Origin of the sequence: Azospirillum sp. TSH64 (genome assembly GCF_003116035.1) — a bacterium.
Taxonomy (GTDB): Bacteria; Pseudomonadota; Alphaproteobacteria; order Azospirillales; family Azospirillaceae; genus Azospirillum.
In genome coordinates, this window is record NZ_LGQW01000015.1 from 2,400,464 (window position 1) to 2,412,751 (window position 12,288).

9 protein-coding genes are annotated in these 12,288 nt (G+C 68.3%); 4 read left to right on the plus strand and 5 right to left on the minus strand.

The window, feature by feature from the left end; translation table 11 throughout:
* Positions 1-117: 117 nt before the first annotated feature.
* On the plus strand, positions 118-336 hold the full coding sequence (locus TSH64_RS12400) for a hypothetical protein (RefSeq protein WP_109445361.1): 219 nt from the start codon (positions 118-120) through the stop codon (positions 334-336).
* Here the strand turns inward: TSH64_RS12400 and TSH64_RS12405 are convergent.
* From TSH64_RS12405 to TSH64_RS12420, 4 genes are all read right to left on the minus strand, one after another.
* Positions 333-1,628: a pentapeptide repeat-containing protein gene (locus TSH64_RS12405; RefSeq protein WP_109445362.1), complete on the minus strand. Its 1,296-nt coding sequence runs from the start codon at positions 1,626-1,628 to the stop codon at positions 333-335. The two genes, TSH64_RS12400 and TSH64_RS12405, sit on opposite strands and share 4 nt — an antisense overlap.
* A gap of 62 nt (positions 1,629-1,690) precedes the next feature.
* On the minus strand, positions 1,691-3,970 hold the full coding sequence (locus TSH64_RS12410; RefSeq protein ID WP_247872906.1) for a hybrid sensor histidine kinase/response regulator: 2,280 nt from the start codon (positions 3,968-3,970) through the stop codon (positions 1,691-1,693).
* 553 nt (positions 3,971-4,523) lie between these two features.
* Positions 4,524-4,868 (minus strand): hypothetical protein, encoded by a 345-nt coding sequence (locus tag TSH64_RS12415; protein WP_109445364.1) that lies wholly within the window; start codon positions 4,866-4,868, stop codon positions 4,524-4,526.
* A gap of 19 nt (positions 4,869-4,887) precedes the next feature.
* Positions 4,888-5,289 (minus strand): helix-turn-helix domain-containing protein, encoded by a 402-nt coding sequence (locus TSH64_RS12420; protein ID WP_109445365.1) that lies wholly within the window; start codon positions 5,287-5,289, stop codon positions 4,888-4,890.
* Positions 5,290-5,570: 281 nt separating this feature from the next.
* Between TSH64_RS12420 and gpmA the strand changes: the two genes are divergently transcribed.
* Positions 5,571-6,329, plus strand: a complete 759-nt coding sequence (gene gpmA / locus TSH64_RS12425; protein ID WP_109445366.1) for a 2,3-diphosphoglycerate-dependent phosphoglycerate mutase — start codon at positions 5,571-5,573, stop codon at positions 6,327-6,329.
* Between the two features lie 39 nt (positions 6,330-6,368).
* Here gpmA and TSH64_RS12430 read toward each other — a convergent pair whose 3' ends face one another.
* Entirely contained in the window at positions 6,369-8,663 is a 2,295-nt protein-coding gene (locus TSH64_RS12430) for a helicase-related protein (RefSeq protein ID WP_109445367.1), read from the minus strand.
* Positions 8,664-9,085: 422 nt separating this feature from the next.
* Here TSH64_RS12430 and TSH64_RS12435 point away from each other — a divergent pair, with 422 nt between their 5' ends.
* Together TSH64_RS12435 and TSH64_RS12440 are read left to right on the plus strand one after the other, a co-directional pair.
* On the plus strand, positions 9,086-9,910 hold the full coding sequence (locus TSH64_RS12435) for a WecB/TagA/CpsF family glycosyltransferase (RefSeq protein ID WP_109452584.1): 825 nt from the start codon (positions 9,086-9,088) through the stop codon (positions 9,908-9,910).
* A gap of 3 nt (positions 9,911-9,913) precedes the next feature.
* Entirely contained in the window at positions 9,914-12,271 is a 2,358-nt protein-coding gene (locus TSH64_RS12440) for a polysaccharide biosynthesis tyrosine autokinase (RefSeq protein WP_109445368.1), read from the plus strand.
* The last annotated feature ends 17 nt before the right edge of the window (positions 12,272-12,288 follow it).

Sequence of the window (12,288 nt, forward strand, 5' to 3'; positions counted from 1 at the left end):
AGCGGGCACTTTCCCCGGCAATCCATCGGCGATGTGTGCAGCGCGGCAGAAGCCGTTGCGCAAGGAGGCGGATTGCGACACACTCCGAATACCCATACTTTTAAAAGGGAAACTGAGATGGCTGGCTTCGACTCCACCGCCGGTGCCGCCGGCGTCGTGACCGGGCTGATCGAAAAGGCCGCTGCCGAACTGGACGCGATGTCCGATGCAGCGGCCGAGATCGCGCCGGAGGTCGGCGACCTCACCGGCGTGCTGGTGGAGGCGCAGCGGATCGCCGACCGGGCCGCCCTGGAACTGCGCCGGCTGACCCAGAAGCTGGCGCGGGCGGCCGCCTAAGTCTTGAGCCCGGCGACGCCGTCCAGGATCACCCCCTCGTCCAGGGCACGGCGTTCCAGCTTGGCACCGAACAGCTTGGCGCCGGTCAGATCGGTCCTGGCGAGGTCGCAGCCGCGCAGGTTGGCGAAGGACAGGTCGGCATTGCCGAGATTGACCGACCGCAGGCAAGCGCCGCTGAGATCGGCATAACGCAGCTTGGCTCCCGACAGGTCGGCCGGGCGGGACCGCTGCTCGTCGAACACCAGGGGGCGCAGGTTGACGTTGCGCAGATCGGCATTGTTCAGCTTGGCGTTCCGCAGGCTGATGCCGCGCAGGTCGCCGTCCGTCAGCTTGGCGCCGCGCAGGTCGGCGCGGTCCAGCACCGCGGCCTGCATCTGCACGCCGGAGAGGTCCAGGCCGTAGAGCGTCGCCCCGGCCGCGCGCAGCATGGTCAGGCACATGTGGGCCAGCGACGGCGCATGGCGCAGGTCGAAACCGGACAGGTCGAGCATAGCGCCCTGCGCCCCGCTCGACCCCACCCAGGTCATATGGTCGGCCAGCAGGTCTTCCAGGGATCGCCCCAGTTCGGCCACCACCCGGCCGACCGGCTTGTCGGTCAGCGCCTCTTCCACGTCGGCGTCGGTGAGGTCGGCCATCACCATGGTGGCGCCGGTCAGCACCGCGCCGCGCAGACAGGCGCCGCGCAGATCGGCACCGGACAGGTCGGCCCCTTCCAGGTTGGAGCCGGTGAAATTGGCGCCGCGCATGGTTGCCCGCACCAGCTTGCACCCGCGCATCACCGCGTCCGAGAAGTCGGTATGGACCGCCATGATGCCCGACATCCGGGCGTTGGTCAGGTTGGCCCCGGACAGATCGGCACCGTCGGCGTCCGCCGGGCTGGACTCGATCTGCACCATGTGCAGATGGCCGGAGCGGTCCTTCTCGGCCAGGGAGCCGTCGCGCAGATCCGCCTCGAACAGGTTGGCGCCGACCAGGATGGCGCCACGCAGGCAGGCGCCGCGCAGGTCGGCCTTGATCAGGCTGGCGCCGTCGAAATTGGCCTGCCGCAGGTCGGCGACGAAGAAGGAGGCGCAGTCGAGCCGCGCACCGGACAGGTCGGCGCCGCGCAGGCTGGCGCCGACGAAATCGGCATGGGCCAGATCGCGCCCCGATAAATCCAGGCCGGACAGATCGCAGAAGGAGAGATTGGCGCGCGCCCCGCCGACACGGGCGTTGCGGAACATCTCGTGCTTGCGCACCGCCTGATCGAGCTGCGCCTGGTCGAAGCGCCTGAGCGCGCGATTCTGCACCATGGTCCCGTGAACTCCCTTTCCCGGCGCCAGTGTGCGGCAGTCCGACTTCAGAAAGGGTTAACTCATGCTGCGGACTCGTTCTCCATGGCCGCTTCCCCGCCGTCGGCCGGGCGGCCCCGTTCCGACAGGATGGAAGCGATGACCCCGCGCAGATCCTCCGGCGACACCGGCTTGTGCAGAAGCCGGCAGCCGGTGGCGACCGCCTCGCGGATGCGTTCGGGCGCGGTGTCGCCGGTCAGGATCAGGCCGGGCACCGGACGGCCCAGCCGCTCCCCCACCTTCGCCACCATCTGCACGCCGGTCAGCCGGCCCGGCAGGCGGAAATCGCTGACGATGAGGTCGGGAACGGGCATGTCGGGCATGGAACTGGATTTGGGGGTACCGGCCTTGGGGGAGCCGGCCTGGAGCCTGGACCCGCCGATCAGTGCCAGCGCAGTCTCGCCCTCGTCCGCGACGACAACGCGATAGTCCCAGCTTTCCAGCAGCAGCCGCACGGCATCGCGCTGGATCGGGTCATCCTCCACCACCAGGATCAACCGGTCGCCCGCCACCACCGGATCGGCGTCCTTCACCGGCGCCGCGGTCGGCGCCCGTTCGGTTCCGACCACCGGCACGCTGACCGCGAAGACCGAACCGCGGCCCTGTAGCGACCGGACCTCCACCGCATGGGCCAGGAGAGCCGCCTTACGGCGCACCTTGGCTAGGCCGAGGCCGAGGCCCTGGCGGCGGTCGCGCTCCGGATTGCCGAGCTGGACGAAGTCCTCGAAGATGTTGTCGAGCTGTTCGGGCGGGATGCCGGTTCCGGTGTCCCACACCTCGATGCGCAGCCACCGGCCCTGACGATTGCCCTGATGGCGGCAGCCGATGGTGACGCGCCCCTCGTCGGTGAAGCGGATGGCGTTGCGCACCAGATCGCCCAGCATGCGGGTCAGCAGCGTGCGGTCGGTGCGGATCACCATCCGGGTGGGCATCGCGCGCAGGGCCAGTCCCTTTTCCGCCGCCATGCCGCGGAATTCGGCCAGCAGATCCTCGAACACCGCCGACACCGGCACGTCGGCCAGCTGCGGCCGCACCACGCCGGCATCAAGCGTCGCCACCTCCAGCAGGGCATGCAGAAGCTTCTCGCCGGCGTCCAGCGCCTCGCCCATCTTCTCGGCGATCGCATGGTCGCGGGTGTCGGCGAGGCGTTCCATCAGAATATGATGAAAAAGCCGCAAGGCCTGGAAAGGCTGACGCAAATCATGATTGGCCGCCGACAGGAAACGGCCCTTGGCCTGATTTGCCCGTTCCTTTTCCTCCAGCGCACGGCTCAGCTTCACGTTGAGGGCGCTGAGGGCCGCGGTGCGCTCCTCCACCCGCTGCTCCAGCTGGACATTGGCCTGTTCGAGCTGGGCGTTCGCCTCCGTCAGGGCCTGACGGGCCAGCGCCTCCCTCTGCAGGCTGGCGGCGCCGAGCAGGGAAAGGCCGGCCAGTGCGGCGACGCCGGCAACAACCACGATAAGGCCGCGTTCCATCCGGACATACCAGGGCTCCAGCACGCTGGTGCGCGGGATCGTCACCGCCGACAGGATCGACAGGCCGGCCATCCGCTTCAATCCGAGGATCGACGGCTTGCCGTTCACCATCCATTGCGCATCGACCCGGATGGTTCCGGCGTCAAGCCGTGGCAGCGGGCCGAGCGACGGGGCGCCCGACCCGGCGAGGCGGACGCCGTCGGGTCGGTACAGACCGACCGAGCGGGCGCTCGCGTCGAAGGGCTTCAGCACCGGATCCAGGGCGGCCAGCGGTACGGCCACCAGGATCGCACCGTCGAAAACGCCCGCCGCAGTGTGGATGCGGCGGGCGAGAAGAATGGCCGGCTGCCCTGCCACATGCCCGAAGGCCGGCAGAATCCGACGTTCCTCCTCCGGCGATAAGGGGCGGACCAGAAGCGACAGGCCGTCGCTGGTTTCCGGCTCGGCGAAAGCGATGGTGGGACCGTACAGCGCCGTTCCGTCGGCACTGAGCAGCGTGACCCGGCCGTTGCGCTCCACAGCCATCGCCTCGGGCAATGTGCGCTGTCCCCAGGAGGCCAGGCCACGTCCGTCCATCCGGCCGGCGACCTGCTCCAGCAGGCCGACACTGGCCTCCAGCACGCCGCGCGCATGGCTGTCGAACAGGGCGGCCGCTTCCCGTGCGTCCTTTTCGGCTCGATCGAGCGTGTCACGGTAGTCGAGCGCGGTGACGGTGGCCCAGGAGGCCGTCCCCAGCAGCGCCAACAGCGCGCACAGGAAGGCGACCAGCATCCGTGGAGAAGGGGCGAGACGGCCGGGGCCGGCCAACGACAGGGAAGGCGGAGGCATCTGCGGCGATGACATCGGCCCGGTCACACGGGCATTGGCTGGAGCAGCGGCAGACGATGCCGAAGCTCCTTCCAAAGCGGCGGCGACAGGTGGGGGACGGTCATCGGCGGGCAATCCTGGGCGGTGGCGGAACTGGGCGGGTGACGGAAGAGCGACCGGGTCGCCAGCGACTGCGATACAATCGAGTTGGGCGAAACAGCCAAGAGTAAGTTTCAACTTTTCCGAATGTTTGAATGACGAATCAACCCGCAGTTCCCCGTTCGGTTGACGGTGTGGAACTAAAGCTTAGCCCCATTAGCCAGAGGAACAATATCACAGGAAGAAATGTCCCGCGATCAGTCTTGGCGACTATGACAAACATCGTAATCACCTGCCCATTAGGTCAGGTCGAATTGAACGGAACGATGAAGCCTTCCGACCGCAATTGTGGGTTTGTTCGCTACTTTAGATTAAGTGCGCCACCATTCTTGCCGGATGCATTTCAGGCGCCGGAAACGCAAATGGGCCGCCCGCGCGGGAGGCGCGGCGGCGTCACAGGAACGGGGCGGTCAGATCAGGGAGGAGGGGCGGACGTCTGCGTCTCGCCACGCACGATGAGGATCAGCCCGTCATCCGCCGCCTCGATCTCCTTGCCGGCATCGCGGGGGATCGGGACTTTCTGGCGGCGGCAGAACAGCAGAAGCAGCGCCAGCGTCTTGCTGGGGGTGAAGACGACCTCCCGCGACCTGGAGGCGCCGCTTTGCTGGATTTGGACCGACAGGCCGCCATCGGACGTCGGCGTCACCATGGTGACGACGCCCAGCGGCAGATCCGTCTGGTTCGGAGCCTTCTGGTACCAGGCGAGGGCTTTCTTCAGGGCGGAATTGGTGAAGAACAGTTCACGTGTCTCGACGATCATTCCATCCCTGACCAAACACTCACGCCCGGCCGCCCTCCAGTCCCGGATTGAGCCGGAACGTGATCGCGCGCCCCAGTTTGGATTCCCGCAGAAGGATCTGCTTGGTTTCCAGCAGCTTGATGGCCCGGTTCACATTGGGCCGCTGCATGCCCAGCGCATCAGCCAGTTCGGACTGGAGCACCGGAACGGAGCGATCGAAATGGAGCCTCCGGCTCAGATAGGTGAACACACGAAGCGCCTCCAGAGTGATCTCGCGGTCGGTCGAAACGGCTCTGGAGATGACGTCATGATGATGCAGCATCGTGGCCTCGGTACGCAAGGTTGTCAGGTTGCTGGGGCGATAATCGGAATGGTTCGGCGTTGCGCCCCGCAGGCCCGCGGTGCCGGCTGAAGTCTGCGATTCCGTGTTCGGTTGCGTCATCGACCCTTCCCTTCCGCTGTGGCCGGCGAGGCCGGCGTGTTCGAATGAGATGACCGTACCGCGGGATTATTGTTCGCGTATGTCGCCACGATTTCGCCGCTGACATAATTGGTGTCTGTGGAAGCAATCATGAAATCGGATTGAAACCGCAAGCTGCCCGTCGCCGATCCGGAATCGCCCGATGCTGTGCCGTTTTGTCGCGGGAACCGGGCCGGTTACAGCCCTGTTTCACCTTTCATATGCCCGGCGATCGAGCGCCGGAGTTGGAAGGGAGAGCCGCCATGCACCGCCTGATTCTGTTGCGCCATGGCCAGAGCGTGTGGAATGCCGAAGACCGCTTCACCGGCTGGACCGACGTCGGGCTGACCGAGCGCGGCATCGCAGAGACCCGCAAGGCTGCCGAATTGCTGAAAGCGGCCGGCATCGACGTGGACATCGCCTTCACCTCGGTGCTGAGCCGGGCAATCGAGACGCTGCACCTCGTCCTGCGCGACATGGACCGCTTGTGGCTGCCGGTGCACAAGCACTGGCGCCTGAACGAGCGGCATTACGGCGCGCTGCAAGGGCTGAACAAGGCGGAGACAGCGGAGCGCCATGGGGCCGAGCAGGTGTTCCAGTGGCGGCGAAGCTGGGACGTGCCGCCACCGGCCATCGAGCCGGACGACCCGCGGTCGGCCGTTACCGATCGCCGCTACGCCGGCCTCGCCAAGGCGAACCTGCCGCGCGGCGAGAGCCTGAAGGACACCACCGAGCGCGTCATCCCCTTCTGGCGCGACGAGATCGCTCCGGCGCTGCGGCTGGGTGCCCGGGTGCTGGTCTCGGCCCATGGCAACAGCCTGCGCGGACTGGTCAAGCATCTGGACAATGTCGACGACCAGGACATCCCGCTGTTCGAGATCCCGACCAGCCGCCCGCTGGTCTATGAACTGGGCGCCGACCTGACGCCGCTCCGCCGCTATTTCCTAGGCGAGAACGGCACGGTCGAGGAGATCGGCTGGCCGAAGCGCGAGGGAACGAAGCGGGATAGCGCGGCGGCGTGACTGTCTCTTTCCCGAGGCGGGAGAGAGACAGGAGTGCTTTTATGGCGTCACGCCACGCCGCTTCGGGCCTCGACCAGCAGGGGGGCCGCTGCGGGGGCCGCTCCGGCCTGGAGCGCGACCGGCCGGGGCACCCTCCTTAGCCACCGGATGGTGGAAATGGTGCTGGTGCGCCGGCTTCTCGCCATTGCCCCGCTCCGGCGGACCGCGCCGGCCGCCGCGGCGCTCGTCGACACGGCTGCTGTAGCAGTTGTCGCAGACACGGAAGCGGTGGTTGGCCTTCAGCCGCGTGCCGCAGACCGGGCAGGCGCGGGCGAGCGAGCGCTCGGCGAGCGTCCGCTCGATGAAGGCGTTCAGGTGCGCGCGGCGCTCCTGGCACAAATCCATCTCGGGATAGGCGTCGGGGAAGCGGTAGGCGAGCCAGGCGTAGGCGGTCAGTTCCTTAACCGCGCGCTCGGCCTTCTCCAGCTCCACATCGGTGCCGACGCTGTGCCGGAACCGCTCGGCGGCGTCGGGGGCGGCGTTGGGGATGCCCCTGCCCTGGTTGACCGCCCAGCCGCCCAGAAGGCGCAGGTTGTTCTGGTCGCGGGTGTCGATGGGACAGCGGGCCAGCATGTCGCGCTGGGCCAGCGGCAGCTTGGCGCGGTCCACCGCTGTTGCAGCCTGGATGCGCTGCTCCAGGTCGGTCATGCGGAAGGTCTGGTTGGCGCGCAGCAGCTCCTGACCGGCGGTGCGCAGCACCTTGGCGAGGCTGTCGGTGTCCAGTTCGCGCGCGATGGCCTCGACATGGCTGAGGTTGGGCGAAATCCACGAGCGCGGATCTTCCGGCGGCACCGGCGGCGAGGTCAGGGCCCGGCGCACCGGGTTGATGCTCTCGCCGTCCAGCACGGCGACGCGGCCTTCCTCGCGCAGGCCGAAGCGGCCGGCCCGGCCGCCGATCTGGCGGATCTCCGACGCGGTCAGCTCGCGTTCCTCGCGCCCGTCATATTTGCGGGTGGTGGACAGCACGACGCGGGCGACCGGCAGGTTCAGCCCCATGCCGATGGCATCGGTCGCCACCAGCACGTCGGCGGTGCCCTCGCGGAAGCGGCGCGCCTCGGCCCGGCGGACTTCCGGCGACAGGGCGCCGTAGATCACCGCGACATTGTGGTTGCGCCCCAGCAGGTCGTGGCGCAGAGCCATCACGTCCTTGCGCGAGAAGGCGATCAGCGCGTCGCCGGACTTCACCTCCTCCAGCTTCACCCGCTCCTCCTGGACGCGCAGCGGCGACTTGCGGGTGAACTCGACGACCTCCAGCTCCTCGCCCATCGCGTCGGCCAGACGCTTGACGTAGGGAATGGCATCGGCCGAGCCGGTCATCAGGATTTCCGGCGCCGCCACGCCGGCCACCGCCTGGGTCCAGGCCCAGCCGCGGTCGGGATCGCCGATCATCTGGATCTCGTCGATGACGCAGGCGCCCCAGACCTTGCTGGTGTTCACCATCTCGATGGTGGAAGAGGTGAAGGCGGCGCCCGGCCGCACGTCGCGCTCCTCGCCGGTGACGAGGCTGCACGGCCGGCCGCGCGTCTCCAACGCCTCCTGCCCTTCCAGCGCCAGCAGACGCAGCGGGGCGAGATAGCAGCCGCTTTCCGCCTCGGCCAGCCGGTCCATCGCCGCATGGGTCTTGCCCGAATTGGTCGGGCCGACGAACAGCCGCAGCTTGCGGATCATCGCACGGGCGGTGGCGAAGCTGTCGAGATAGACGCCCATGCCGGACGCGTTCTCCAGCCGCTCCCGCCGCACCTTCAAGCCGGCACGGGATGCTGCGGTGGAGAAGGCCTCCTCCATCGCATCGAGCAGGGTCTGCAAACGCGGGATCCGGCCGCCGAAGCCGACGACGCGGCCCAGCTCGTCGGCGAAGCCCTTGGGTCGCCAGGAGTCGCCGAAGCCGGCCGCCCGCTGCGCCATCGAGGCGACCCAGCCGTCGACGCGGTCCTTCGCCTTGGCAATGGCGGGCGAGGACAGGCACGCGCCCTTCACCCGCTTGCCCAGCGCCTTGGCCTGCGGCCGGCCGAACCCCTCCTCGATGGTCAGCAGGCCCCACAGGTCGGCCTCGATGTCCGGAAGGGGCCCGAGCGCCACCTTGAATCGCAACTTGAGCTTGCGGTCGGTGCCGGGGATCTGGACGACATGGTTGACCGCGACCGTCCAGCGCGCCGGGGTGCTGTCGGCATCCACCTCGATCCCGTCGCCGCGCACCACGGCGGCCACCGCGCGCAGGGCGTCGCGGCGGTCGAATTCGTCGGCGGTGCCGGGGGTACGGCCGGAACGGGCGTTGTCGGAAGTGTCGTCGGTCATGATCGTCTTTTCTTGAGATTGCCCCGGTGATGCAAGCGCTTCGGCCGGTCATATCGGCCGGGCGGCCGGTCCGGCAAGGCCGTTAGGCCCTGCCCTCAGACAACAGCCATAGAGCGCCAGGGTCTCTCTTTATGGCCGGGGCCTCACTTTATGGGTCTGACCGGCCGATTCGGCAAGCCGAATCCCCCGATGGGAGCAAGCCCGGGCTAATTCGATTCCGTCGCCGTTTCTCCGATCTCGCCCGTGCGAAAAGGGGGGAGGCACGGCCACATAGAGCCACGCAGGTTTGGTGGTCCGATCCCAACGGGTTAGCCGCCGCCGCCCGGCGGACAGGCCCGGCACCGGGTCAAGCCGGACCGGCCGCCAGATCGGTCGTGTAACGCTCAACGCTTTGTTCCGATCAATTTTTTTGGGAGATGCGCATGCCGAACCCTCGTGAGGTCCTGGAACTGATCGAGCGCATGCGGTGCATTTCGAGCGACGGCGAGCGCCGGGCCCTGATCGAACGGCTGGGCGCGGTCGACCGTCCGACGGTGCTGTCCTTCCTGAACGCGCACGGGCTGAACGTCTGCATGACGTCGGACGCGGCACTGGCCGCCTTCGGCGCGTCGGACGTGCTGCTGCGCGACGGGATCGGGTTGCAGGCGGTTCTGCCGGTGCTGGGCATGCCGTCCGGCCTGAACATGAACGGCACCGACTTCATCCCGCTGCTGCTGAAGACCCTCGGCCCCCGCAAGGTCGCGATCTACGGCACGGCCACCCCATGGCTGGACCGCGCTCGCGCAGCACTGGAGACGGAGACGCCGCACCGCTATGCCGACCTTCAGCACGGCTTCCACCCGGTGGAGCATTACATCGCCCAGGCGCGGGCCAACCGCCCCGACGTGATCCTTCTCGCCATGGGCATGCCCAAGCAGGAGCAGGTCGCCGCGGAGCTGAAGCGCGCGCTGGATCATCCGGTGCTGATCGTCAACGGCGGCGCCATCGTCGATTTCCTGGCGGGCCGCTTCAAGCGCGCTCCCGAGGCCGTCCAGCGCTCCGGCCTGGAATGGGCCTTCCGTCTGGCGCAGGAGCCCCGCCGCCTGTTCCGCCGCTATTGCATCGGTGCCTTCGGCTTCGCCTGGAGCACTTATCGCCTTCGCCGTGCCGCATCCCTCCGAACCCGCGGGACGGGCGCCGCAGCGCCCGCTTCCACCCGGATCTCTCCGTCACCGATCCGGCGGTCGCCTATCCAGAAGGAGCTTTGAGACGTGGAAAACCTTCCCCAGATCAACAACGGAGGCCACGGCCCTGGAAGCCATGGCGGCCTGCCGGCTCAGGCGTGGCCCACCCAGGTCGGCCACCATGCGCCGCGTGAGTTCGACGGCCCCGCTCCGGCGATGGGCCCCGACTTCCGCTTCATCCTGCGGGTGCTGGCGGCGCACAAGACGCTGATCATCCTGATCGTGCTGGCGCTGACCGCCCTGTCGGCCTTCGCCGTCTCGCTGATGAAGGACAAGTACACCTCCGAAGCCCTTCTGCTGGTCGACAACCGGCAGGTCCGCGTCGTCCGTGCGGAAGACCAGGCGCTGAACTCGATCACGCCGGAAGACGGCGCGATCCTCAGCGAGATCGAAATCCTGAAGTCGACCGCCGTGCTGTCCCAGGCCGTCACCGACCTGAAGCTGGCGACGAACCAGGAATACAACCCGCCGGTCCAGGCCGACGAGACGAAGCCCTTCGTCGAGCGCGCCACCGCCTGGACGCGCGAGCAGGCCCATGCCGTCTTCGGTCCGGAACTGCCGGGCGTCGTCCAGGCCGTCCTGGCCCATGGCGACAACATGACCAAGGACACCCACCTGCGCGAGACCCGTGCCGCCGACAGCATCGACGGCGTGCTCGACCGCGTGCGCCGCAACCTCGAGGTCGGCGTCGTCGGCCGGTCGCGCGTGATCCAGGTCCGCTACACCGCCGGCGATCCCGAGATCGCCCAGAAGGTGGTGGACACCGTCGTCCGCCGCTACATGGAAACCCGCCAGCAGATGGACCGCGACCTGTCCACCAGCGCCGTCGCCTGGCTGGAAGACCGCATCGGCACCCTGCGCAAGGAAGTCGCCGCCGCCGACACCAAGGTCGACGCCGTCCGCTTCAAGGCCGGTCTGGTCAAGAACGGCACCAACGGCCTGATGGCCACCACCGAGCTTGAGCAGGCCCGACTGCGTCTGGCCGAGGCCGCCGCCACCCGCGCCCGCGCCGTCGCCCAGGCCCAGACGCTGGAACGCAGCGCCGGCAACGGCGGCAGCCTCGCCTCGCCCGTCGTCGCCCAGCTGCGCGCCACCGTCGCCTCGATCTCCACCGAGCTTGCCCAGCTGTCGCGCCAGTACGGTCCGAAGCACCCGCGCATCCAGGAACTCCAGGCCCGCCTGAACGAGGCGAACTCCTCGCTGCAGCAGGAGGTCCGCCACGAGATCGGCGGCGTCCGCGAGGCGGCCAACGTCGCCATCGAGCAGGAAAACGCCCTGAAGGCGATGATCGCCAAGCTGGAAACCGGTTATCAGACGATGACCGAGGAAGCGGTTCCGCTGCGCACGCTGGAGGCCGAGGCCCAGGCCAAGCGCCAGCTGCTGGACAGCCTGCTCGGCCGTCTGGAAGAGGTGCAGGCCCAGCAGGACAACCGTGCCTTCCCGACCGCCGTCAAGCTGGTCTCGGCGCCGCAGGTTCCGCATGAGCCGTCGGGTCCGTTCCGCATCCTGATGCTGATGGCCGGTTTCGTCGCCTCGCTCGCCGTCGCCATCTTCATCGTCTTCGGCATCGAGCTGTTCCAGCGCCGCATCCGCACCCCGGAAGCCGTCCGCCGCATCCTGGGCGTGGGCACGGTCCACATCGTCCCGCACCACTCCACCCGCGGCACCCGCGGCCGTCTCGACCAGATCTTCCAGAACCATCCGTTCTCGCTGTTCTCGGAATCGATGCGCGCCCTGTTCCGCAACCACCTGTCGGATCTGGGTCCGGTCGGCTCCATCGCCGTCACCTCGGCCCGCCCGCAGGACGGCAAGACCTCGATGAGCCTCGCCGTCGCCCAGGTCGCGGCCCAGGCCGGCCGCCGCGTGGTGGTGGTCGACACCGACTTCCGCCGGTCGCGCATCGACGGACTGTTCAACCTGTCGGCCAAGAAGGGCCTGTCGGACTGGGTTTCCGGCACCGCCACCCTGGACGAGATCGTCCACACCAGCGAGGACGCGCCCTATGCGATGATCCCCGCCGGCCGCCTGATGCCGGAGACGCTGGACCGCTTCAACGTCGACGGCCTGATCCACCTGATGGCCGGCCTGTCGCCGCACTTCGATCTGGTGGTGTTCGACACCGCCCCGGCACTGGCCGTGTCGGATGCCCGCATCGTCTGCGGCGCCGCCTCCAAGGTCCTGTTCGTCAGCCGCTGGGGCCACACCACGGCCAGCGACCTGCAGGCGGTCGCCGACCTGGGTCCGATCGACCACAGCAAGTTCGTCGCGGTGATGACCGACGTGAACCTGAAGAAGGCGGCCTCGCGCGGTTACCAGGGTCCCTACAACAGCTACATGGCGACCCGGAAGTACTACGGCGACACCACCCTGCGGACCGCCCCGTAAACGGGAAGCCGGGGTGA

Bases quoted from the DNA above. Each gene is read 5' to 3' on its own strand.
- TSH64_RS12400 (WP_109445361.1), top strand. From the start codon at position 118: ATGGCTGGCTTCGACTCCACCGCCGGTGCCGCCGGCGTCGTGACCGGG.
- TSH64_RS12405 (WP_109445362.1), bottom strand. From the start codon at position 1,628: ATGGTGCAGAATCGCGCGCTCAGGCGCTTCGACCAGGCGCAGCTCGAT.
- TSH64_RS12410 (WP_247872906.1), bottom strand. From the start codon at position 3,970: ATGCCTCCGCCTTCCCTGTCGTTGGCCGGCCCCGGCCGTCTCGCCCCT.
- TSH64_RS12415 (WP_109445364.1), bottom strand. From the start codon at position 4,868: ATGATCGTCGAGACACGTGAACTGTTCTTCACCAATTCCGCCCTGAAG.
- TSH64_RS12420 (WP_109445365.1), bottom strand. From the start codon at position 5,289: ATGACGCAACCGAACACGGAATCGCAGACTTCAGCCGGCACCGCGGGC.
- gpmA (WP_109445366.1), top strand. From the start codon at position 5,571: ATGCACCGCCTGATTCTGTTGCGCCATGGCCAGAGCGTGTGGAATGCC.
- TSH64_RS12430 (WP_109445367.1), bottom strand. From the start codon at position 8,663: ATGACCGACGACACTTCCGACAACGCCCGTTCCGGCCGTACCCCCGGC.
- TSH64_RS12435 (WP_109452584.1), top strand. From the start codon at position 9,086: ATGCCGAACCCTCGTGAGGTCCTGGAACTGATCGAGCGCATGCGGTGC.